The organism is Kitasatospora sp. NPDC088346 (genome assembly GCF_044740765.1).
Taxonomy (GTDB): domain Bacteria; phylum Actinomycetota; class Actinomycetes; order Streptomycetales; family Streptomycetaceae; genus Kitasatospora.
The window spans coordinates 323,749-345,977 of sequence record NZ_JBIURH010000001.1; the positions used below are offsets into that span (position 1 = coordinate 323,749).

20 protein-coding genes and 1 tRNA gene are annotated in these 22,229 nt (G+C 75.1%); 11 read left to right on the forward strand and 10 right to left on the reverse strand.

The features are described 5' to 3' along the window. The first annotated feature begins 102 nt into the window (after positions 1 to 102). Both ACIOFR_RS01455 and ACIOFR_RS01460 read left to right on the forward strand, forming a co-directional pair. Positions 103 to 1,401 carry an MFS transporter gene (locus tag ACIOFR_RS01455; RefSeq protein WP_400991581.1) on the forward strand — a complete coding sequence of 433 codons (1,299 nt, stop codon included), beginning with the start codon at positions 103 to 105 and terminating at the stop codon, positions 1,399 to 1,401. Between the two features lie 115 nt (positions 1,402 to 1,516). Then, positions 1,517 to 2,899, forward strand: coding sequence for an FAD-binding oxidoreductase (locus ACIOFR_RS01460; RefSeq protein WP_400992111.1), 1,383 nt, complete (start codon positions 1,517 to 1,519; stop codon positions 2,897 to 2,899). Between the two features lie 25 nt (positions 2,900 to 2,924). On the opposite strand, the gene ACIOFR_RS01465 is transcribed toward ACIOFR_RS01460, so the two are convergent. Continuing rightward, positions 2,925 to 3,983, reverse strand: coding sequence for a MerR family transcriptional regulator (locus ACIOFR_RS01465; RefSeq protein WP_400991582.1), 1,059 nt, complete (start codon positions 3,981 to 3,983; stop codon positions 2,925 to 2,927). Positions 3,984 to 4,100: 117 nt separating this feature from the next. Next, positions 4,101 to 4,174, reverse strand: a tRNA-Met gene (locus tag ACIOFR_RS01470). 284 nt (positions 4,175 to 4,458) lie between these two features. Between ACIOFR_RS01470 and ACIOFR_RS01475 the strand changes: the two genes are divergently transcribed. From ACIOFR_RS01475 to ACIOFR_RS01485, 3 genes are all read left to right on the forward strand, one after another. Next, on the forward strand, positions 4,459 to 5,994 hold the full coding sequence (locus tag ACIOFR_RS01475; protein WP_400992112.1) for a dolichyl-phosphate-mannose--protein mannosyltransferase: 1,536 nt from the start codon (positions 4,459 to 4,461) through the stop codon (positions 5,992 to 5,994). 62 nt (positions 5,995 to 6,056) lie between these two features. Further along, on the forward strand, positions 6,057 to 6,764 hold the full coding sequence (locus ACIOFR_RS01480; protein WP_400992113.1) for an ABC transporter permease: 708 nt from the start codon (positions 6,057 to 6,059) through the stop codon (positions 6,762 to 6,764). A gap of 209 nt (positions 6,765 to 6,973) precedes the next feature. After that, the gene (locus ACIOFR_RS01485) at positions 6,974 to 7,558 is read left to right on the forward strand and encodes a TMEM165/GDT1 family protein (protein ID WP_400991583.1); all 585 of its coding nucleotides are present in this window, start codon (positions 6,974 to 6,976) and stop codon (positions 7,556 to 7,558) included. A 25-nt stretch (positions 7,559 to 7,583) separates the two neighbouring features. Here ACIOFR_RS01485 and ACIOFR_RS01490 read toward each other — a convergent pair whose 3' ends face one another. Both ACIOFR_RS01490 and ACIOFR_RS01495 read right to left on the reverse strand, forming a co-directional pair. Beyond that, positions 7,584 to 8,573, reverse strand: a complete 990-nt coding sequence (locus tag ACIOFR_RS01490; RefSeq protein WP_400991584.1) for a peptidoglycan-binding protein — start codon at positions 8,571 to 8,573, stop codon at positions 7,584 to 7,586. A 148-nt stretch (positions 8,574 to 8,721) separates the two neighbouring features. Further along, positions 8,722 to 9,573, reverse strand: a complete 852-nt coding sequence (locus ACIOFR_RS01495; protein ID WP_400991585.1) for a cupin domain-containing protein — start codon at positions 9,571 to 9,573, stop codon at positions 8,722 to 8,724. A gap of 79 nt (positions 9,574 to 9,652) precedes the next feature. On the opposite strand from ACIOFR_RS01495, the gene ACIOFR_RS01500 reads away from it, so the two are divergent. From ACIOFR_RS01500 to ACIOFR_RS01510, 3 genes are all read left to right on the forward strand, one after another. Further along, positions 9,653 to 10,156, forward strand: coding sequence for a DUF1772 domain-containing protein (locus ACIOFR_RS01500; protein ID WP_400991586.1), 504 nt, complete (start codon positions 9,653 to 9,655; stop codon positions 10,154 to 10,156). A 157-nt stretch (positions 10,157 to 10,313) separates the two neighbouring features. Further along, complete coding sequence (locus ACIOFR_RS01505) at positions 10,314 to 11,702, forward strand: M1 family metallopeptidase (RefSeq protein ID WP_400991587.1); 1,389 nt, start codon at positions 10,314 to 10,316, stop codon at positions 11,700 to 11,702. 53 nt (positions 11,703 to 11,755) lie between these two features. After that, positions 11,756 to 12,088: an antibiotic biosynthesis monooxygenase family protein gene (locus ACIOFR_RS01510; protein WP_400991588.1), complete on the forward strand. Its 333-nt coding sequence runs from the start codon at positions 11,756 to 11,758 to the stop codon at positions 12,086 to 12,088. A gap of 118 nt (positions 12,089 to 12,206) precedes the next feature. Here the strand turns inward: ACIOFR_RS01510 and ACIOFR_RS01515 are convergent, their stop codons facing one another. The 6 genes from ACIOFR_RS01515 to ACIOFR_RS01540 all read right to left on the reverse strand — a co-directional run bounded on the left by ACIOFR_RS01515 (position 12,207) and on the right by ACIOFR_RS01540 (position 18,816). Next, a complete protein-coding gene (locus ACIOFR_RS01515; RefSeq protein ID WP_400991589.1) occupies positions 12,207 to 13,106 on the reverse strand; it encodes an ECF transporter S component in 900 nt (299 codons plus the stop codon). Further along, the gene (locus ACIOFR_RS01520) at positions 13,103 to 14,716 is read right to left on the reverse strand and encodes an ABC transporter ATP-binding protein (protein ID WP_400991590.1); all 1,614 of its coding nucleotides are present in this window, start codon (positions 14,714 to 14,716) and stop codon (positions 13,103 to 13,105) included. Before ACIOFR_RS01520 ends, ACIOFR_RS01515 begins: the two co-directional genes overlap by 4 nt. Next, positions 14,713 to 15,822, reverse strand: a complete 1,110-nt coding sequence (locus ACIOFR_RS01525; protein WP_400991591.1) for an energy-coupling factor transporter transmembrane component T — start codon at positions 15,820 to 15,822, stop codon at positions 14,713 to 14,715. The genes ACIOFR_RS01520 and ACIOFR_RS01525 overlap by 4 nt, the downstream gene beginning before the upstream one ends. Before the next feature lie 18 nt (positions 15,823 to 15,840). Then, positions 15,841 to 16,500, reverse strand: coding sequence for an SCO2322 family protein (locus tag ACIOFR_RS01530; RefSeq protein ID WP_400991592.1), 660 nt, complete (start codon positions 16,498 to 16,500; stop codon positions 15,841 to 15,843). Further along, the gene (locus ACIOFR_RS01535; RefSeq protein ID WP_400991593.1) at positions 16,497 to 17,840 is read right to left on the reverse strand and encodes a prenyltransferase/squalene oxidase repeat-containing protein; all 1,344 of its coding nucleotides are present in this window, start codon (positions 17,838 to 17,840) and stop codon (positions 16,497 to 16,499) included. Before ACIOFR_RS01535 ends, ACIOFR_RS01530 begins: the two co-directional genes overlap by 4 nt. 382 nt (positions 17,841 to 18,222) lie before the next feature. After that, positions 18,223 to 18,816: a TetR family transcriptional regulator gene (locus tag ACIOFR_RS01540; RefSeq protein ID WP_400991594.1), complete on the reverse strand. Its 594-nt coding sequence runs from the start codon at positions 18,814 to 18,816 to the stop codon at positions 18,223 to 18,225. A 202-nt stretch (positions 18,817 to 19,018) separates the two neighbouring features. On the opposite strand from ACIOFR_RS01540, the gene ACIOFR_RS01545 reads away from it, so the two are divergent. The 3 genes from ACIOFR_RS01545 to ACIOFR_RS01555 all read left to right on the forward strand — a co-directional run bounded on the left by ACIOFR_RS01545 (position 19,019) and on the right by ACIOFR_RS01555 (position 22,196). Then, on the forward strand, positions 19,019 to 20,332 hold the full coding sequence (locus tag ACIOFR_RS01545; RefSeq protein ID WP_400991595.1) for a glycosyltransferase family 4 protein: 1,314 nt from the start codon (positions 19,019 to 19,021) through the stop codon (positions 20,330 to 20,332). Positions 20,333 to 20,397: 65 nt separating this feature from the next. Next, positions 20,398 to 21,135, forward strand: a complete 738-nt coding sequence (locus tag ACIOFR_RS01550) for a class I SAM-dependent methyltransferase (RefSeq protein WP_400991596.1) — start codon at positions 20,398 to 20,400, stop codon at positions 21,133 to 21,135. Continuing rightward, positions 21,132 to 22,196 (forward strand): prenyltransferase, encoded by a 1,065-nt coding sequence (locus tag ACIOFR_RS01555; RefSeq protein ID WP_400991597.1) that lies wholly within the window; start codon positions 21,132 to 21,134, stop codon positions 22,194 to 22,196. The genes ACIOFR_RS01550 and ACIOFR_RS01555 overlap by 4 nt, the downstream gene beginning before the upstream one ends. Positions 22,197 to 22,229 lie beyond the last annotated feature (33 nt).

Sequence of the window (22,229 nt, forward strand, 5' to 3'; positions counted from 1 at the left end):
GAGCCTTAGAGTTCAGGCCTAAAGTTTAGCTCTTAAATCTTCCGGCCTAAACACGACAGGCTCGAAGTCTCAAGCAAAGGGGTGTGCACGGTGACCGGCACGGTGAAGCAGCAGAGGCAGCAGCGTTACGGGGCGGGCGGCCCGCTGCGCCGCGTCCAGATCGGCAACGCGCTCAGCGCGTTCGGCAGCGGCTTCACGATGCCGTACATGTTCGTCTACGTGGACCAGGTGCGAGGCCTGGGCTCGCTCGCCGCCGGCATGGTCTTCACCCTGTTCGCGCTGGCCGCGCTCGCCGTGCTGCCGTTCACCGGCCGCGGCATCGACCGCTACGGCCCGCGCCCGGTGCTGCTGGCGGGCGCCGCGCTGGCCGCGGTCGGCGCGTTCTCGTTCGGCCGGGCCGACACCACGCCGACCCTGCTGGTCGCCTCGTTCCTGTTCGGAGCCGGTGTCACCACCTGCCAGCCGGCCCTCGCCACGATGATCGTCCGCAGCTCCTCCAAGACCGACCGGCCGCGCGCCTTCGCGCTCCAGTTCACGCTGGTCAACCTGGGCATGGGCATCGGCGCGCTGGTCGGCGGGCAGATCGTGGACATCGCCGAGCCGGCCAGCCTGACCCGGCTGTTCACCATCGAGGCGCTGACCTTCCTCGGCCTCGCCGCCGTCACCGGCAGCGCCCGGATCCCGGCCGCCACCGTCGAGCCCGAGGGGCCCGGAGCCCGCCGCGGCGGACCCACCGGGCTGCGCGCCCTGGTCGCCGACAAGGCGATGCTGCGGCTCTGCCTGCTGGCCGGCCTGATCTTCTTCACCTGCTACGGCCAGTTCGAGTCCGGTGTGGCGGCGTTCGCCACCGACACCGTCGGCACCGCGCCGTCCACCCTGGGCCTGGCCATCGGCGCCAACGCGCTGACCATCGTGGTGCTGCAGATGTTCGTGGTGCGGATGACCGAGCGCCGCCGCCGCACCACCGCGATGGCCGCCGCCGGCGTGGTCTGGCTGGCCGCCTGGGCGATGGCGCTGATCGCCGGGCTGATCCGGACCGAGGCGATGGCCGCCACGGTCGCGATCGTCGCCATCTACGCGCTGTTCGGCGTCGGCGAGTCGCTGCTCGCGCCCACCCTCGGCCCGATCGTCGCGGACCTGGCGCCCAGCCGGCTGCTCGGCACCTACAACGCCGGGTACGCCCTGGTGAAGCAGATCGCCGTCGCGGTCGGACCCGCCGTCGGCGTCCTGCTGGTCGGCTCCGGCACCTGGCCGCTCTACCTGGCCGCGATGGCCGGCTGCACCCTGCTGATCATCGCGTTGTCGGTACGGCTGCGCGGCCACCTCACCCCGGCCCAGGACAACGTCCGCCACCTGACGGTCGCTCAGCATCCCGTCCGGGAGCTGCAGACCGCGGCCTGACGCACCGGCCCCGGCCCGGCGCCCGCCCCCGTCCGCTCCGGATGCGGGCGGGCTCCGGCCGGGGCTACGCTCGGTAGCGTCGGAGTGTCCCCGTCCCGGAGAGGGGCGAATGAGCATGACTTCCGACCTGCTCGATTCCGGCACGCTGGACGGGCTGCGGTCAGACCTGCACGGGGAGGCGATCGTCCCGGGGGACACCGCCTACGACGAGGCCAGGACCGTGTTCAACGGCATGATCGACCGGAGGCCCCGGGTCGTCGCGCAGTGCCAGGACCACCGGGACGTGGCCGCCGCCGTCGCCTTCGCCCGGGCCAACGGGCTGGAGATCTCGGTACGCGGCGGCGGGCACGGGGTCACCGGGGCCGCGGTCGCCGACGGGGGCCTGGTGGTCGACCTGCGCCGGATGAACGCCGTCGACGTCGACCCGCAGGCCGGGACCGCCCGGGTGGGCGGCGGTGCGACCGTCTCCGACCTCGACCGGGCCACCCAGCCGCACGCCCTCGCCACCACCGGCGGCCGGGCCTCCACCACAGGGATCGGCGGCCTCACCCTCGGCGGCGGATCCGGCTGGCTGGAGCGCAGGTTCGGCCTGATGTGCGACAACCTGCTGGCCGCCGAGGTGGTCACCGCCGACGGCCGCCGGGTGCGCGCCGAGGAGAGGGAGAACCCCGAACTGTTCTGGGCGCTGCACGGCGGCGGCGGCAACTTCGGCGTCGTCACCGAGTTCACCTTCGGACTGCACCCGCTGCCCGCCTTCGCGATCGCCCTGCTGCTGTGGCCCGCCGAGGCCGGGCCCGAGATCCTGCGCCGCTACCGCGACTACATGGCCGAGGCACCGGACGAGGTCGGCGGCGGCCTGCTCTACCTCACCGGCCCGCCCGAACCCTTCGTCCCGCCCGAGCTGGTCGGCCGGCTCGCGGTCGGGGCCCTGCTCACCTACACCGGCGGCCTCGGCCAGGCCCGCCCGGTGTTCGAACCCATGCTGGCGCACGGCCACGTCGGCGAGGTGATCGCCGAAATGCCGTACGCCGACGTTCAGTGCATGCTCGACGACCCTCCCGGGTACCGGAACTACTGGTCGGCGGAGTACCTGACGGACTTCCCAGACCCGGCGGCTGACCTGTTCTGCGCGCGAGCCCGGGACATGGTCACGCCGTCGCCCTCCCAGCACGTCGTCTTCCCGCTCGGCGGCGCGGTGGCCGCCGGCCGGGACGACTTCCCGGTCCCCTGGCGGGTCGCGCCCTGGGCCGTCCACCCCTTCGGCCTGTGGGAGGACCCCGCGGACGACGAACGCGGCCGCGCCTGGGCCCGCGCCGTCTGCGCGGACCTGAAGCCCTGGTCGATCGGCGCCGTCTACCTCAACTTCATCGGCGACGAGGGCGAGGAACGCACCCGCGCCGGCCTCGGCGAGCAGAACGCCCGCCGCCTCGCCGCGGTCAAGGGCGAGTACGACCCCGACAACGTCTTCCACCTCAACCACAACATCACCCCGGCCTGACCTGCCCGGCCCGGGCGGCCGTGTGCTACGGCGCCGTCGGCATCAGCAGCGAGAAGGTGTCCGCGCGCTCCGGGAAGCGGACGGCCAGCGGGGCGATCGGGCCGCCGAACTCCAGGACCAGCTGGTCGGTGGCGCCCGCGGCGACCGCCTCCAGCAGGAAGTCGCGGTTCACCTGGACCTGGAGGCCACCGGCGGGGGCGGCGGCGGACAGGTCGAGCCGCCCGTCGGCGTCCACGGTGAGGACCGACACCTCGTACGGCACGCCGTCCTGACCGCGCCGGGCGGGGCGGACCGGGGCGCCCGCCAGGGCCTCGCGCAGCAGGTGTGCGGCGAGCTCGACCCGGTGGGTCGGGGTGAGTCGGACCAGGGCCCGGTAGTCCGGGTAGTCCTGGTCGATCCGGTGACCGCTCGTGCTCCGGGCGCCGGCCGTGACGGTCAGCCGGTCGCCGTCGACGGCCAGTTCGGCGGTGGCCGCCCCGGTCAGCAGGGCGCGGACCTCGTCCACCAGGGCGGTCGGCACGACGACGCTCCGCTCCGGGCCGCTCAGCCCGGACACCGCGGCCTCGGAGACGGCGAGGCGGTAGCGGTCGGTGGCGACCAGCCGCAGGGTCCCGGCGGTCACCTCGAACAGCACCCCGGCCACCGCCGGGTGCCCGGCCCCGGGCGCGGCCGCGAACCGGACGGCGTCCAGGGCGGCGGCCAACTCGGCGGCGGGTACGGTCAGTCGGGTCGGTCCCATGGCGGTCTCCCTCAGGTCGATCAGTGCTCGGACCGTGGAGAGCTCCCGACGGGCGTCCGCGAGACCGTCCTCCAGCCTGCGCAGATGGGTGTCGACCGCGGCCGCCGCCGTGCCGGCGTCCCCGCCGAGGACCCGGCGGATGTCGGCCAGCGGCATCCCCACCCGGCGCAGCCTGGCCAGCAGGCGGGCGTCGCCGAGCTGCTCCGGCGCGTACCAGCGGTACCCGGTCCTCGGGTCGACCCGGGCCGGGCCGAAGACGTCCGCACCGTCGTAGAACCGCAGCGCGCTGACGCTCAGCCCGCTGTCCCGGGCCATCTCACCGATGCTGCGCATGATGTTCTCCACGCCGAGGACCGTGCCCCCTCGACCTGGTCGAGGGTCAACCCGGGACCGGAAACGGCGCCGGGGAACGGAGAAGGCCCGGCGCACACCGTGCACCGGGCCTTCTCTGCTACCACTGAGTAGCGGGGACAGGATTTGAACCTGCGACCTCTGGGTTATGAGCCCAGCGAGCTACCGAGCTGCTCCACCCCGCGTCGGTGAACACGACCTTACGGCACGCGGCGCCCAATGCGAAATCCATTGCCCGGGCGGCACCCGGCGGCACCCGCGGGCCGCCCCGCGCCGGAACCGGATGGCCGGGGCCGCCCGCTCCCGGCGGGCTAGGATCACGGAAAGGCGACACAGTGTCAGGCCCGGTCGGCTCCCGTCCGCCCGGACCACCGATCGAACCGGCGAGGTCATGGCGTACGCGGCAGTCACCGAGACCCCGGTCCCGTCCGAGGCCCCCGCCCCGGCTCCCCGCAGCCCGTTCCCCTGGATGGTCCGGCACTCCGACTGGCTGGGGCCGATCGCGGTGGCGCTCTTCGCGGGTCTGCTGCGGTTCTGGGACCTGGGCCGGCCGCACGCCTTCGTCTTCGACGAGACGTACTACCCCAAGGACGCCTGGTCGCTGCTGCGGCAGGGGTACGAGGGCACCTGGCCCAAGGAGGCCAACGACCGGATCCTCGGGGTGCCGCAGGCCATCCCGCTGGGCACGGACCCGGAGTTCGTGGCCCACCCGCCGCTGGGCAAGTGGGTGATCTCGCTCGGCGAGTGGATGTTCGGCCTCCACCCGTTCGGCTGGCGGTTCATGGTCGCGCTGCTGGGCACCGTCACCGTGCTGATGCTGGCCCGGATCGGCCGGCGGCTGTTCTCCTCGACGCTGCTCGGCTGCACCGCCGCGCTGCTGATGTCGGTGGACGGCCTGCAGTTCGTGCTGAGCCGGGTCGGGCTGCTCGACGGCGTGCAGATGTTCTTCGTGCTCGGCGCGTTCGGCTGCCTGCTGGTCGACCGCGACCGTACCCGGGAGCGGCTGGGTGCGGCCCGCGCCGAGGGTGGTACGGCCGGCGACCGGGTCCGGCTGGGGCTGCGGCCCTGGCGGCTGGCCGCCGGGGTGCTGCTGGGCTGCGCCTGCGCGGTGAAGTGGAACGGTGCGCCGATCCTGGCGGTGTTCGTGGTCCTGGTGCTGCTGTGGGACCGGGCGGGCCGCCGCTGGGCCGGGGCGTACCGGCCGTGGCGCTCGATGCTGCGCCGGGACGCGCTGCCCACCGTCCTGTCGACGGCCGGCGCCGCGCTGGTGGTGTACACCCTCAGCTGGACCGGCTGGTTCGCCACCGGCGGCGGCTACAACCGGCACTGGGCGGACGGCCGGGACGGCCTGTCGATGCCCCGCACGCCGGTCGTGGACATCCCGCTGCCGCAGGTGTCGATGGGCTGGGTGCCCGCCCCGCTGCGCAGCCTGTGGCACTACCACGCGCAGATGTACGACTTCAACACCGGCCTGTCCGACCCGCACTCCTACCAGTCCAACCCGTGGAGCTGGCTGGTCCAGGGCCGCCCGGTCTCGATGTACTGGCAGCAGACGGCGCAGGGCCAGGGCGGTTGCACCGCACCGGAGGGTTGCGCCAGCCAGATCCTCGGGCTCGGCACCCCGCTGCTGTGGTGGACGGCGTGCTTCGCGCTGGCGTACGCGCTGTGGCGCTGGTTCTTCCGCCGGGACTGGCGCTCGGGCGCGGTGCTCGCCGCCGTCGCCGGGGTCTACCTGCCCTGGTTCCGCTACCAGGAGCGCACCACCTTCTCGTTCTACATGGTGGTGCTGGTGCCGTTCCTGTGCCTGGCCGTCGCGCAGATGCTCGGCGCGCTGGTCGGGCCGCCCGGCTGCTCGGCCGAGCGGCGCCGCTGGGGCGCGGCCGGGGCCGGGGTGATCGTGCTGGCGATCGTCGCCTGCTTCGCGTTCTTCTACCCGCTGTACACGGGCGAGGTGATCCCGATGAACGACTGGCGGGCCCGGATGTGGTTCACCAGCTGGGTCTGACGGTGGCGTCCTCCACCGCGCTGCTGCCGGTCACCCCGCTGCTGGGCGTGGTGTGCGCGCTGATGCTGGCCGGGGCGGCGGTGGTCGCCGGCCGGGGCCGGCTCGGCCACGGGCGGGCGGTGCTGCGGGCCGGAGTGCGGGCGGCGGTGCAGCTGGCCGCGGTGGCGCTGGTGATCGCCTGGGTGGTGGGCTCGCTCTGGACGTCGGCCGCGTTCGTGCTGCTGATGCTCGCGGTCGCGGTCCGCACGGCCGGGCGGCGGATCACCGCCGGGCCCGGCTGGGTCTGGGCGGCGGTGCCGATCGGCGCCGGGGTGCTGCCCGTCCTGGCGCTGCTGCTGGGCTCCGGGTTGCTGCCGCGGCAGGGGATCTCGGTGATCCCGGTGGCCGGCATCCTGATCGGCGGCGCGCTGAGCGCCACCTCGCTCTCCGGCCGCCGGGCGCTGGACGAGCTGCGGACCCGCCGCGGCGAGGTGGAGGCGGCCCTCGCGCTCGGCTTCGAGGAGCGCGACGCCCGGCTGGAGATCTGCCGGACGGCCGCGGCGACCTCGCTGGTGCCGGCCCTCGACCAGACCCGGACGGTCGGCCTGGTCACGTTGCCCGGCGCGTTCGTCGGCATGCTGCTGGGCGGGGCGACCCCGGTCCAGGCGGGGGCGGTGCAGCTGTTCGTCCTGGTGGCGCTGCTGCTGGTGGAGTCGGTGGCGGTGGTGGCCGTGCTGGAACTGGTCGGCCGGGGCCGGCTGGCCCCCGACGGGCCGGGCGGGGTGGGGTAGGGTGGGTGGCTGTTGAAGGGGAGTAGCCCTCCACCGGAACGTCGACATACTGGCCCGCTCGCGGGCCCGGCGCCCGGGACACCCGCTTCTCGGGGTGTTGGCGAGACCTTCGGCCGCAGTGCTGTGAACATGTCCAGTGCTGTCGGGCCGAAGCGTCCCCTCGTGGCACTCCGGCCGGGCAGCCCGACCGAGAGACGACCGACACTCCGATGAGCCTGACCGTTGCCGCCCTGACCTTCGGCATCATCTTCCTCGCCGAACTGCCCGACAAGACCGCGCTGGCCAGCCTGGTGCTGGGGACCAAGTACCGCGCGGGCTACGTGTTCGCGGGCATCGCCGCCGCCTTCGCCCTCCAGGTGGGGCTCGCCCTCGCGGCGGGCAGTCTGCTCGCCCTGCTCCCGCAGCGCTGGGTCGAGGGCGTGACCGGGCTGCTGTTCCTGGCCGGCGCGGCGATGCTGCTGTGGCACAAGGAGGAGGAGGACGACGGACGGGCCGCCAAGGAGCCGTCCTCCGGGAGTTTCTGGAAGGTGGCCGGGGCGAGCTTCGTGGTGGTCGCGGTCGCCGAGTTCGGCGACCTGACCCAGATCATGACCGCCAACCTGGCCGCCAAGTACGCCGACCCGGTCGCCGTCGGCCTGGGCGCCTGGCTGGCCCTGTGCGCGGTGAGCGGGATCGCCATCCTGGGCGGGCAGAAGCTGCTGAAGCACGTGCCGATGCGGGTGATCGTGCGGGTGGCGGCGACCGTGATGCTGCTGCTGGGCGGCGTCAGCCTGGTCCGGGCCGTGATCGGCTGACCCGGCGCGGGAGCGGCCCGGCCGGTCAACTCATCGACTCCAGCTGGGACCGGGTCACCGGGCCGTACTTCCCGCCGCGTTCGCTCGACGGGATGTTCTGGCCGTAGACGCTCTGGAAGTAGCTGACGGCCTGCTTGGTGCGGTTGTCGAAGGTGCCGGTCACCAGGGAGTCGTCGTACGCCCAGTCCAGCACCGCCACCAGCCGCTGCTGCATGGCGGTGACGTCCGCGCCCTTGTCGCCCTGCTGGAGCACGGCGCGGACGGTCGGGCTCGGCGAGGGGGTCGGGCTGGCCGCCGACGGGGACGGTGCCGAGGGGCTGGGGCTCGGGCTCGGCGCGGCGCTGGACGGCGCGGCACTGGTCGGCGGCCGGCTGCTGGACCGGGACGCGCTCGGGGAGGGGGACGGCTTGGCGCTCGGCGAGCTCGCCGCGCTCGCGGAGACGCTCGGCACGGCCGACGGGGTGGCCGAGTCCGGTGCGGAGGCGCTCGGCGCCGGCAGCGCGTGGTCGGTCGACTTGGACTTGTCCGAGGGCGCGAGGGCCAGGGCCAGCCCGGCGCCGAGCGCCACGATGCCCAGACCCGCACCGACCACGGCGGCCCGGCGGCGGGTGGCGGCGGCCCGGACGCGCTCGGGGGCCGGACCGGCCGCGGCCGGCGCGTGCACGCTGTACGAGCCGAGGTCGGGCCGGCCGGGCGGCGGGGGCGCCGGCTCCCAGTGCGGGTACCCCGGCTCGGGGCCGGCCTGGACCGGCGGCAGCACGGCGGTGGCGAACGGGTCGGTGCCTGACGGCCCGGTGCCTGACGGGCCGGCGCCGGAGGGGCCGGCGCCGGAGGGGCCGGGGACGGACGAGGGCTCGTAGTGCACGGCGGCCGGCACGTACGGCCGGACCAGCGGAGGCCCCTCCATCTGCGGGAGCACCACGGTCTCGTCGGCGGAGCGGGGGACCGAGGAGTGGCACGCACAGCCGCCTGCGCCTCGGGCCGCGCCGCACAGCGGGCAGTGCTCAGCCGGCATGGCCCGGTCCTCCTCGGGGTCTGGTGTTCGAACGGCCCCGATTATGCAGGAGGTTGCCGGGCGTGGACAGGCGGGTCCGGGGCCCGGGTGGCCAATGTCCCGGTTGATGACGATACGAACGTTGTGAACGGTCGGTGTCGACCCGGTGTCAGGAAATCCCCGGCACGTTGGCCTTCGCCCCGTCCAGCACCTGGTCGGCCGGTGGTGCGGTGGGGGTCACGGGCCGGTCGAACGCGCTGAACCAGACCGTTCCCCTGTCGGTGCCGCTGAGGGTCTCGACCTTCACCGGGTACGGCGTGCCGTCGGCGGCGAGGTAGATGTCCTTCTCCTCGGCGCCCGCGCTGTGGTACTTCACGGCGCGGACCCCGGCGACGGTCTCGGTGCCGGCCTCGGTGAGCGTCCCGAGGCCGGAGGAGAGGCTGCCGAACCGGGTGCGCAGGCGGTCGAGATCGCACATCGACTCGAAGCCGGCCGCCACCTGGCTGCCCGCGTGGACGGCCAGGTACCGCCCCGCCGCGTTCTCGGGGACCGCCCCGCCGCTCTGCCGGCGCGCCAGGTACGACCAGTACTCCGGGCTGGGCCTGATCCAGCGCCGGTCCGCGGCCTTGACGAACTCGAAGGAGCCCCGGCCGGCCAGGTCGACTCGTCCGGTGCAGTCCCCCCGGTCGTCCAGGGCGACCTCGAAGTCGAGGTTCCCCTTGCTGCTGCCTCCGACGTACGCGACCCGGAGCGACGTCGCGGCCCGCAGCGCCTGGGCGCCCCGGTCGACCCGTTCGTAGGGGTACGGCTGCGGGCCGCGGGCGATCGCGAGGTCGCCGGGGCGCAGCAGGACGGCCGCGTCCTGCGCGGGGATCACCCAGACCTCGCCGCGGACCGGCGCCAGGACGGTCAGCGGTGCCTCGTCCTGGATCCGGACCGACCAGGGCGGCTCGAACACCGACCGGAGCAGGAAGGCGCCCCGGGCCCGGGGGCCCGCGAGCAGCCCGGCGAGTGCGTCCATGGGGCCAGCGTAGACGCCCGCGCATGCGGCCGAGCGTCTCGCCCATGGTCCGGGGCAGGCATGCCGGTTGACTCGGGGCATGACGGTACTTCGAACGGCGAGCCTGGTCGCGGCCACCCTGGCGACCGGCCTCAGTGCGGGCCTCTTCTACAGCTACGCCTGCTCGGTCATGCCGGGCCTCGGCCAGGCGGACGACCGGACCTTCGTCACCGCGATGCAGCGGATCAACGTGGCGATCCTGAACGGGTGGTTCCTGCTGTCCTTCGCCGGCGCGATGGTGCTGATCGTGGTCGCCGCGATCCTCCAGTACCGGGCCGGCGGCGGGGCTGCGATGTGGTGGACGGTCGCGGCGGCCGGGTGCTACGCGGTGCTGCTGGTGGTCACCACGGTGGTGAACGTGCCGCTCAACGACCGGCTCGCGGCGGCCGGTGATCCCGGGGCGGTCGCGGACCTCGCCGCGGTGCGGGCCCGGTTCGAGGTGGTCTGGGTCCGCTGGAACCTGGTCCGCGCGCTGGCCGGTACCGCCGCGTTCGGCTGCCTGGCCTGGGCGCTCACCCTGACCGGGCGCGGCGTCCGGGCCTGAACGGCCCGAACGGTCCGAACAGCCCGGGCGGGGCCGAACAGCCCGGGCGGGGCCGAACGGCCCGGGCGGGGCCGAACGGTCCATCTCCGGGGCCCGGCCACCGCCCGGCGGAGTGTCGCCCGGCGGCCGCAGCACGGGCTGTCTGATCATCCCTCACATGAGAAGACGAGAGCGCCTCGCGGCGGCGACGGCGAGCATCGCCTGCGCCCTGGCCCTGTTCACCGCCTCCCCGGCACCGGCCGCACAGGGCGGCCACGGCCCGGTCGCGGACCCGTACTTCCCGCTCGACGGGAACCGGGGCTACGACGTCCAGCACTACGACCTGGGGCTCGACTACACCCCCGCCGCCCACCTGCTGGTCGCCGAGGCGACCATCACCGCCGAGGCGGAGCGGACGCTGCCCGAGTTCGGACTCGACTACTCGGGGCCGCCGATCGAACGGGTCCTGGTGAACGGTGCGGCGGCGCCCTACCGGTGGGACGGCCGCAAGCTGGTGGTCAGCCCGGTCGCCGCGCCCTGCCGCGGCGAGACCTTCACCGTGCGGGTCGGCTACCGCGGCGAACCCGGCCCGATCGACGACCCGGCGCTCGGCGTCTACGGCTGGGTCCCCACCGAGGACGGCGCGGTCGCGCTCAACGAGCCGGACGGCGCCCGCAGTTGGTACCCGGTCAACGACGACATGCGCGACAAGGCCAGCTACACCTTCCGGATCACCACCCCGACCGGGGTGACCGCCCTGGCCAACGGCGAGCAGCAGGGCGCGCCGGTCGTCGACGGCGACCGGACCACCGTCACCTGGGCGATGGCGAAGCCGATGGCCAGCTACCTGTCGATGGTGGCCATCGGGAACTTCCGCGTCACCCGCAGCGTGGTCGACGGCATCCCCAACACCACGGCCTACGACCCGGCCGGCGAGGGCGACGACACCTTCCTGCACCGCACCACGGGCGAGGTGATGACCTGGGACGCGGCCCGGTTCGGCCGGTACCCGTTCGACTCGGTCGGCGGGATCATCGACCCCAGCGGCGTCGGCTACTCGCTGGAGACGCAGAGCCGCCCGGTCTACGAGACCCCGCCCGACGAGGGGCTGATCGTCCACGAGATCGCGCACCAGTGGTTCGGCGACAGCGTCACCCCGAAGTCCTGGCAGGACATCTGGCTCAACGAGGGCTTCGCCACCTACGTGGAGTGGCTGTGGCAGGAGGACCACGGCGGCCCGTCCGCCCGGCAGACCTTCGACGGGCTCTACGCCACGCCCGCGGACGACCCGTTCTGGCTGCTGAAGACCGGCGACCCCGGCCGTGACCGGATGTTCGACTACAACGCGGTCTACCTGCGCGGCGCGATGACCCTGCAGAGCCTGCGCACCACCCTCGGCGACCACGACTTCTTCGGGCTGCTGCGCGCCTGGCAGGAGAGGTACCGCCACGCCAACGCGGACACCCGCGACCTGCGCCGGCTGGCGGAGGAGATCTCCGGCAAGGACCTCGGGCCGCTGTTCCGGGCCTGGCTCTACACCGAGGGCAAGCCGGCGCCGGTCGGCTGAGCCCGCGGCGGGCGCTGCCGATGCCCGCCGGGGCCGTGCGGCAGGATGGGGACATGAGCATCGTGAAGATCAATGTGCTGACCGTCCCCGCCGAGATGCGGGAGACGCTGGAGAAGCGCTTCGCCGCGCGGGCCGGGGCGGTGGAGGGCTCGGACGGCTTCGAGTGGTTCGAGCTGCTGCGCCCGGTGGAGGGCACCGAGCAGTACCTGGTGTACACCAGGTGGGCGAGCGAGGAGCACTTCAAGGCCTGGATGGAGGGCCCGATGCAGGCCGCCCACCGCCAGGGCCCGCCGGCGGCGGAGGGCGAGGCGCCCCGGCGGCCGGCCGCGTCCGACTCGACGTTGTGGTCCTTCGAGGTGGTCCAGTCGGCCGGTCCCAAGGCCTGAGGCCGGGCCGCCGCGCCGGCCCGGCACCGCCGCCCGGTCGCGGTCGGTGGTCGGGGTCGGTGGTCGGGCCGGTGGTCGGGGTCGGTGGTCGGGCCGGTGGTCGGGTCGGCGGTCGCCGTCAGTGGTCGCGGAAGGTGACCGGCGCCGCGAACGCCGCCCGCCGGGTCGCCCGGCGCAGCGCCCGCAGCACCGGGCCGCCGACGGTGAGGCAGAGCACGGCGGTGAGCGCGGCGCGCGGCAGGTCCCAGCCGAGCGAGGTGGTCAGGCAGTACACCGCGAAGCGGACCAGGTTCTCGCTCACCGGGTCGCCGGCGACGAAGGAGACCGAGCTGCTCAGGCCGCTGATGTAGGGCCAGCCCTGGAGGTTCATCACCGTTCCGTAGGCCACCGCCGAGATCGCCCCGTAGCAGGCCAGCATGGTCAGTTCGGCGCGTCCGCGCAGGGTGGCCGGGCCGGGCAGCAGGCCCGCCCCGAGGCTGACCCAGCCCATCGCCAGCATCTGGAACGGCAGCCACGGCCCGACGCCGCCGGTGAGCAGCGCCGAGGCGAACAGCGTCACGGCGCCGAGGACGAAGCCGAATCCGGGGCCGAGCGCCCGCCCGCCCAGCACCATCAGGAAGAACATCGGCTCCAGGCCCGCGGTACCGGCGCCCAGCGGGCGCAGCGCCGCCCCCGCGGCGGCCAGGACGCCGAGCAGGGCCACCGCCTTCGCCTCCAGTCCGGGGCCTCCGCCGGCCTCGCGCCCCTCGGAGATCTGCGCCACGACGACGCCCAGCAGCAGCGGCATGAGCAGGGCGAACAGCCAGGGGGCGTCGGTGGAGTGGCCGACCAGAGCGGAGTCGGTGGCGGCCAGCAGCGGCCAGCCGAAGCCGACCACGCCGACCGCCGAGACCAGACCGAGGACGGCCAGCGACCGCCGGCCGAGCGGTACCGGGCGCCCGAGCTCGGGGCGGGCCGTCCTGGGACGCGCGGGTTCGGGGCGGGAGGGTTCGGGGCGGGAGGGCTCCGGTGCGCTCATGCCCCCTCCTCCGCCAGTGCCGCGATGACCTGGCCGACCGTCAGGAATCCCGGCAGCGCCAGGATCTTGGCGACCTGCGGCGCGAAGGCCGGCGAGGAGATCACCACCTCCGCGGTCGGCCCGTCCGCGACCTTCTCGCCCTCCGCCAGCACCACCGTCCGGTGGGCCAACTCGGCCGCCAGCTCGACGTCGTGGGTGGCGAGCAGCACCGCGTGGCCGGCCCCGGCGAGCTCGCGGACCACCTCGACCAACCGGCCCTTGGCCGCGTAGTCCAGGCCGCGGGTGGGCTCGTCCAGCAGGACCACGGGCGGCCCGGCGGTCAGCACCACGGCCAGCGCCAGGGTCAGCCGCTGGCCTTCGGAGAGGTCGCGCGGGTGCAGGCCGTCCTCGATGTCGGGGAGCAGCCGGGCGACCAGGGCGCGGCAGCTGCCCGGCTCGGCGCCGGCGTCCCGGTCGGCGGCGGCGCACTCGGCGTCGACGCTCTCACCGAACAGCAGGTCGCGCGGGTCCTGCGGGACCAGGCCGACCTGGCGCACCAGTTCCTTCGGGCTGGTCCGGTGCGGTTCCAGGCCGCCGACCCGGACCGTGCCGGAGCCCGGCCGGTGCAGGCCGACCAGGGCGCCCAGCAGGGTGGACTTCCCGGCGCCGTTGCGTCCCATCAGGGCGGTGATCTCGCCGGGGCGCAGCGCCAGGTCGACTCCGCGCAGCGCCGTCACCGGCCCGCGCCGCACCGCGAGGCCGGCCACCTCCGCGACCGGGGCGCCGCCGGCGGGGGCGGCGGGCGCCGGGGTGCGACCGGCCAGCCTGGTCCGCAGCGGCCCGGCCCTGCGGCGGGCGTCGCGGACCGACAGCGGCAGCGGTGACCAGCCGGCCGCCCGGCCGAGGGTCACCACCGGCGGGTGGACGGGGGAGTGTGCCATCACCTCGGCCGGTTCACCGAGGACCGGGGCCAGGCCCCGGCCGGGCAGCAGCAGGACCCGGTCGGCGTACTGGACCACGCGTTCCAGCCGGTGTTCGGCCATCAGCACGGTGGTGCCGAGGTCGTGCACCAGCCGCTGGAGGACGGCGAGCACCTCCTCGGCCGCACCCGGGTCGAGTGCGGAGGTGGGCTCGTCCAGCACCAGCACCTTGGGGTGGACGGTGAGCACCGAGCCGATCGCCACCCGCTGCTGCTGGCCGCCGGAGAGCGAGCGCAGGGCGCGCCCGCGCAGCTCGGCGAGCCCGAGCAGGTCGAGGGTCTCCTCGACCCGGCGGCGCATCACCTCGGGGGCCAGGCCGAGGGACTCCATGCCGTAGGCGAGCTCGTCCTCGACCGTGTCGGTGACGAAGTGGGCGAGCGGGTCCTGTCCCACCGTGCCGACCAGGTCGGCGAGTTCGCGCGGCCGGTGGGTGCGGGTGTCCCGGCCGTCCACGGTGACCCGGCCGGTCAGCTCGCCGCCGGTGAAGTGCGGGACGAGCCCGCTGACGGTGCCCAGCAGGGTGGACTTGCCGGAGCCGGACGGGCCGACCAGCAGGCACAGTTCGCCCTCGGGGACGGTCAGGTCCACCCCGCTCAGGGCGGGTCCGGCGGCCTCGGCGTACCGGACGCCGACCTGGTCGAAGGTGATCACGGGGTGCTCCGGGGCGGTTCGGGGGCGACGAGGGCGGGCATCAGGCCGATCAGCAGGGCGGCGGCCGGCAGCACGGGAAGGGCCGGGACTTCGGGCGGCACCACGGACGGCGTGAAGGCGTCCGGGTAGCGGCCGGAGAACCAGACGGTCAGTGCGCCGACCGCCACCCCGGAGCCGGTGACCAGCCACTCGGGCACCGCCCACGGATCCGGCCGGTAGCGGGTGCGCACCGCCCGGCGGCTGCCCAGCAGCAGGCCCGCGCCGGTCAGCGCCAGCCCCAGCAGCAGCACCGGGAACGCCCAGAGCGCGCCGCCGGGGGCGAGCAGGCCGTAGCAGGCGGAGCAGACCCCGAGCAGGCCGAGCAGGGTGAGCGCCGCGGTGGCCCGCGACACCCGGCGCGGCACGTCGGCGGTCCGGCCGAACCCACGGGTGTCCATCGCGGCGGCCAGAGCCACCGACCGTTCCAACGCGCCCTCCAGCACCGGGAGTCCGACGCTCAGCACGGCCCGCACCCCCCGGTCGGTGCGGCCGCGCAGCCGGCGGGCCGAGCGCAACCGCTGCACGTCGGCGACCAGGTTCGGGGCGAAGGTCATCGCCACCACCACGGCCACCCCCGCCTCGTACAGCGCCCCCGGGAGGCCGCGCAGCAGACGGGACGGTGAGGCGAGGGCGTTGGCCGCGCCGACGCAGATCAGCAGGGTGGCCAGTTTCAGTCCGTCGTAGAAGGCGAAGAGCAGGCCCTCCAGGGTGACCGGCCCGCCGATCCGCACCCCCCGCGCCCAGTCGGGCAGCGGCAGTTGGGGCAGCGTGAAGAGCACGTGGCTGCCGGGGACGGGCGAGCCGAGCAGCACGGCGAAGACCATCCGGACGGCGAGCACCAGCAGGCCCAGCTTCAGGAAGGCCCCGTACGAGCGGGACCACGGCGCGTCGCCGCGCCGGGCCGCCACCACGTACCCGGCGACGCCGACGATCAGCAGGAGCAGCAGCGGATTGGTGGTGCGGGACGCGGCGGCGGCCAGGCCGAGCGCCCAGAGCCACCAGGCGCCGGGGTGCAGCAGCCGGGGGCCGATGGTGGAACGTGTTCCTGATTTCGCGGTACGGGGCACGAGCTGAGGTCCTGGTGGTCAGTGGCGTCGGCGGCGGGCCTGCCAGACGGCGCCCGCGCCGAGCAGCAGGACCAGCGCGGCGCCCGCGAGCAGGCCGACGGACGGGCCGCCGTCACCGGACGACCCGGACGGGCCGCTCACCGGCTCGCCGCAGCCCGCCCGCGGGTAGCCCGCGATGGCGCAGAGCATGCCGGAGGAGTCGTAGCGCAGCGGCGGTGCGACGGCGGCCAGCACCTCGGCGGAGCTGGCACCGGGCGCCACCGAGGCGCAGGCGGTGCGCGGCGCCGGCGGGTTCTGCCCGCCTGCGAGTGCGCCGGGCGGGGCGTCGGCGGTGGTGCCGAAGTCCAGCACCACGCCGACCCGCTTGCGCCCGGCCTGGGCCGCGGTGGTCCCGCAGATCGCCGCGAAGTCGCCCGCCGCACCGGGCCGGGCGGCCTCGCGACCGCCGTCCGGGCTGTCGGCGAACCGCCATCCGTCGACGCTGCCGTCCGGCGGGAGGTAGGTGGTCGGGCCCTGCTGCTGGTACGCCCAGGTGCCGGCCGACCACGTCCAGAACGACCAGTACCGGTAGCCGGCGGCCTGGGCGGGGGTGGTGACGGCGCCCAGCAGGACGGCGGTCAGCAGCGCCAGGACGGCGGCGGTGCGCACCGCCGCCGTCCCGCGCGGGGCGCGGGTCACTCGGACTGCTCGCCCTTGTCCTCGGTCGGCCGCTCGCCCGGCCGCTGCACCGGCGGGTGGTGCGGGCCCAGCGCGCGGGCGCCGCGCCGGCGGCTGAGGCTGAGCAGCAGACCGCCGCCGATGCCGATCAGCAGGCCGACGCCGATCAGCCAGCCGGTCGAGATGCCGGAGTCGCTGGGGGCGACGTCCGCGGCGGGCGCCTTGGTGGCGCTCGGCACGGACGCCGGGGCCGGGCCCGCGTCGATCAGCAGCTGGACCAGGTTGTGCCCGCCGAAGCTGTACGGGTCGAGCTTGGCCGCGCCGGACATCAGCAGCAGGGTCGCGGCCGCGGCGGCGTCGGTGCCGTTCTTGCCCTCGGCGGCCCAGCCGTAGCCGTTGTCCGTCAGCCACTGGGCGGCCGGGGCCGCCTGCTCCGGGTAGCCGGCCCGGACCAGGCCGAGCACCGACCAGGAGGTGGCGTTGTAGTCGGGGCCGGGGGTCGCGCCGGGCGTGTTCTGCACCAGGTGCTGCCCGTTCGTGGCCAGCTGCGCGGCCAGGTACGCGGAGGCGGCCGCGGCGGCGTCGGCGTGCGGCACGGTGGCCGCGGTCGAGCCGTCCGGGCAGGCCGGCGGCTTGGGGGCCGGGCCGGTGCCGGAGCCGGCGGGGACCGGCAGGCGGCCGCCCGCGGCGGCGAGCGCGGCCTGCGCGGAGGCCAGCGTGTTGGGGGCGAGCGAGCCGTCCGGCGCGGGTTGGTAGGCGAACGCGCCACGCTGGTCGGTGGGGGCCGCGCAGCCGAGCTGGAACGTGGCCAGGCCGTCGTAGGCGCTCTTGCCGGACGCGGCGGTGGTCGCCGGGTCGCTGCCCGCGGCGACCAGGGCGTTGACGGCCAGCCCGGTCGAGTTGGCGTCACCCGGAGCGCCCGGGTTGTAGGACCACGTGCCGTCCGCGTTCTGGTTGCCCTTCAGCCACTGGACGCCCTTGCCGACGGCGTCCTGGTGGTTGCCCAGCTGCACCAGCGCCTGCACGGCGACGGCGGTGGCGTTGCTGTCCTCGGTCGCCGGGTCGCAGGCGGCGGCGGTGTCGGCCCGGAACGAGGGCCAGCCGCCGTCCGCGCACTGCTGGCCGGTCAGCCAGCCGACCGCCGAGTCGGCCGGCACGACCTTGTTCGAGGCCAGCGCGAGCAGCGCCAGCGACTGGCGCCAGACGCCGTCGTAGGTCGGGTCGCCCTTGCCGTACAGCCCGGCGGGCACGGCCACCGGGGCGGGCGAGGCGGACGGGGTGTCGGCCAGGGCGGGCGTCGCGGTGACGCCGGCCAGCAGCAGGCCGGCCACGGCGGCGACCGGGCGGGCAGCGGTCAGCATGGTGGGGTGGTGCCTTTCGGAGGAGAGCGTGGCGGCGACCCGCGGCGGGCCGCCCGTGGACCCCGGCGGAGCCGGAGCGGGTGCCTCGCCGGCCGCTCGCCCCGCTCCGGACGGTCCGGCGTCCCGGCCGGGGGCGCACGGCCACGGGCCGGGCCGGAGGTCCACCGGTGGCCCCGCGGCGAGGCGGATGGAGTTGTCGCCCCTGACTCTAGCCGCCTGATCAGCCGCTTCCCCGACCGGTGCGGCCGTGGCGTCCGCGCCGCGCACCGGGGCGCCCGAAGCCGAGGCGGCTCGCACCGGCCCGCCGGACGGAGGGTCACCGGACGCCGGCTCAGCCGGGACCGCCCCGGGCCGCCCCGGGCCGCGGTCGGCCGGCGGGCCGTCAGCCGGCGGTGAGCAGCCGGGCGGCCGTGTGCAGGTCGGCCCGCACCTCGCCCAGCGAGGCCCGGCCGGACAGCCACGCCAGCAGGGTGGCGTGCCAGGTGTGCCCGATCACCCGCAGCGCCGCCTGCTGGTCGGCGGTCGGCGGCCCGGGCAGCGCGGCGGCCGCCAGTACGATCGCCGAGGTCAGCCGGGACACCTCGTCCACCTCGTGGCTCACCGAGCGGTCCGCGAAGGACAGCGCCCGCACCATCGCCTCGGCCAGCCTGGGCTCGCGCTGGAGCGCGTGGAAGGCGGTGGTCAGCGCCTCGGCGACCCGGGCCGCCGGGTCCGCGCCGGCCGGCGGCCGCCGCCCGACCTGCTCGTGCAGCTGCCCCAGCTGCTCCTGCATCACCGCGACCAGCAGGTGCACCTTGGAGGGGAAGTAGCGGTAGAGGGTGCCGAGCGCGACCTGCGCGCCCTCGGCGACGTCGCGCATCTGCACCGCCTCGTACCCGCCCCGGGCGGCCAGCGCGGTGGAGGCCCGCAGGATGCCGCGGCGCCGCTCGGCCTGGCGCGGTGACAGCCGTCCGTGGGCCGCGGTGGTGGTGGTCAAGGGGGCCCCCGGGCGCCTGGTTCCGATGTGGGGTGTCAGCGTGGCGTGAATCACCCGCCCTGGCTCAGAACGGGAAGCTACGGGCCGGTATCTTCGAGGTCTCTCGTTGTTCACCCGCCCAACAGCGAGCTCCACACCACCATGAAACGTGATCTACTTTACCGGCCGTGCCCGCTGCGGTGAGTAGGGATAAGGGGCCAGGATGACCGCGCTGCCGCGACCGCTGCGGATCGCCCTGCTGTCCTACCGCGGCGACCCGTTCTGCGGGGGCCAGGGCGTGTACGTCCGGCACCTCTCCCGCGAACTCGCCCGCCTCGGCCACCACGTGGACGTCATCGGCGCCCAGCCCTACCCGGTGCTGGACGAGGTCGAGGGTCCCGGCACGGTCCGGCTGGTGGAGCTGCCCAGCCTCGACCTGTACCGCTCCGACGACCCGTTCCGCACCCCGGCGCTGGCCGAGTACCGCGGCGCCGTCGACGTGCTGGAGGTCGCCGGGATGCGCACCGGCGGCTTCCCCGAACCGCTCACCTTCTCGCTGCGGGCCCGCGGCTACCTGGCCCGGCACAAGGGCCGCTACGACGTGGTGCACGACAACCAGACGCTCGGCTACGGCCTGCTGGGCCTGGCCCGGCACGGCTTCCCGCTGATCACCACCGTGCACCACCCGGTCACCGTGGACCGGCAGTTGGAGCTGGACGCGGCCCCCACCCGGCTGCGCCGGCTGTCCCTGCGCCGCTGGTACGGCTTCACCCGGATGCAGCGCCGGGTCGCCGCCCGGCTGGACCACATCATCACCGTCTCCGCCAGCTCCAAGGCCGAGATCGCCGAACACCTCGGCGCCGCCCCCGGCACGATCTCGGTGGTCCCGATCGGCGCCGACACCCGGTTGTGGTCGCCCTCCGACGCTGTCCCGGTGGTGCCCGGGCGCATCGTCACCACCTCCAGCGCCGACGTCCCGCTCAAGGGCCTGGTGTACCTGGTCGAGGCGCTGGCCAAGATCCGCACCGAGCGCGACGCGCACCTGGTGGTGGTCGGCAAGCGGCGGGCCGAGGACGGCCCGGTCGCCGACGCCGTCCGGCGGTTCGGCCTGGAGCGCCACATCGAGTTCCGCACCGGCCTCACCGACCAGGAGCTGGTCGACCTGTACCGCTCCGCCGAGGTGGCCTGCGTGCCGTCGCTGTACGAGGGCTTCTCGCTGCCCGCCGCCGAGGCGATGGCCACCGCCACCCCGCTGGTCGCGACCACCGGCGGCGCCATCCCCGAGGTGGCCGGCCCGGACGGCGAGACCTGCCTGGCCGTCCCCCCGGGCGACGCCGGGGCGCTCGCCGACGCCCTCGGCCGGCTGCTGGACGACCCCGCGCTGCGGGCCCGCCTGGGGGCGGCCGGCCGGGCCCGGGTGCTGGCCGGCTTCAGCTGGGAGCGGGCGGCCGAACTGACCGTCGAGCGGTACCGCGCGGCCCTCGCCACCGGGGTCGGCCGGCGGGCCCGCGCCGGGGCCGGCTGGCGCTACGTCTGACCGTTCGCCGCCCGGACGTACCCTCAACCCTCAGCAGTACAGCACCAACGAATGGGAGCCCCGCAGTGCTGACCGTCGATTTCTCCCGATTTCCGATCGCCCCGGGCGACCGGGTGCTCGATCTGGGCTGCGGCGGAGGCCGGCACGCGTTCGAGGCCTACCGGCGCGGCGCGAACGTGGTCGCCCTGGACCAGAACAGCGAGGAGATCGCCGAGGTCCGCAAGTGGTTCGCGGCCATGGAGCTCGCGGGCGAGGCCCCGGCCGGCGCCTCCGCGGTCGCCATGGAGGGCGACGCGCTGGCCCTCCCGTTCGAGGACGACTCCTTCGACAAGGTCATCATCTCCGAGGTGATGGAGCACATCCCGGACGACAAGGGCGTGCTCGCCGAGATGGTCCGGGTGCTCAAGCCCGGCGGCCTGCTCGCCGTCACCGTGCCGCGCTGGCTGCCGGAGAAGATCTGCTGGGCGCTCTCCGACGAGTACCACGAGGTCGAGGGCGGCCACATCCGCATCTACAAGGGCGACGAGCTGGTGGAGCGGGTCCGCGAGGCTGGCCTCACGCCGTACGGCAGCCACCACGCGCACGCGCTGCACTCCCCGTACTGGTGGATCAAGTGCGCGGTCGGCGTCAACAACGACAAGGCGCTGCCGGTCAAGGCCTACCACCAGCTGCTGGTCTGGGACATCGTCGGCACCCCGGTGATCAGCACCCTCACCAAGGCCGCCGAGAAGGCGCTCAACCCGGTCATCGGCAAGAGCTTCGTGGTCTACGCCTCCAAGCCGCACCGGGCGGGCGACGCGTGACCGCCGCCGTCCCGGAGGTGCTGCTGCTGGACGGCGTGCTGGACGCCGAGCAGGCCGCCGCCACCGTCCGCTCCATCCTCGCCGACCAGCTGCCCGACGGCGCCATCCCCTGGTTCCGCGGCGGCCACCTCGACCCGTGGGACCACACCGAGGCCGCGATGGCCCTCGACACCGCCGGCGAGCACGCCGCCGCCGAGGCCGCCTACCGCTGGCTCGCCGACCACCAGAACGCGGACGGCTCCTGGTACGCCGGCTACACCGAGGGCGAGGTGACCAACGCCTCCAAGGAGACCAACTTCTGCGCCTACGTCGCGGTCGGCGCCTGGCACCACCACCTCAGCACCGGCGACGACGCCTTCCTGGAACGGCTGTGGCCCACCGTCCGCCGCGCCCTGGACTTCACCGTCGGCCTGCGGCTGCCGGACGGCCCGATCGCCTGGCGCCTCGACGAGGACGGCACCGCCCCCCAGGAGGCGCTGCTCACCGGCTCGTCCAGCATCCTGCACGCCCTGCGGTGCGGCCTGGCCATCGCCGACTACCTCGAAGAGCCCCAACCCGACTGGGAGTTGGCCGCCGGCCGGCTGCGCCACGCGATCGCCCACCACCCCGAGCGGTTCCTCGACAAGGACCGCTACTCGATGGACTGGTACTACCCCGTGCTCGGCACCGCCCTGCGCGGCCCCGCCGCCGCCGAGCGGATCGCCCGGGACTGGGACCGCTTCGTCGTGCCGGGCCTCGGCGCACGGTGCGTCAGCGACCGCCCCTGGGTCACCGGCGGCGAGAGCGCCGAACTCGCCCTCGCCCTGTGGGCCTGCGGCCAGTCCGACCGGGCCGTGGAGATCCTCCGCTGGATCCAGCACCTGCGGCACACCGACGGCTCGTACTGGACCGGCTACGTCTTCGAGGACGACGCCATCTGGCCCGAGGAGCGCACCACCTGGACGGCCGGCGCCCTCCTGCTGGCCGTCGCCGCCCTCGGCGGTGACCACGCCACCGTCGCCGTCTTCGGCGGCGACCAACTGCCCAGCGGCCTGGTGGTCAACGACTGCTGCACGGCCTGACCGGCGGCGCCGACGGCGAAGGGGCGGTCCCGG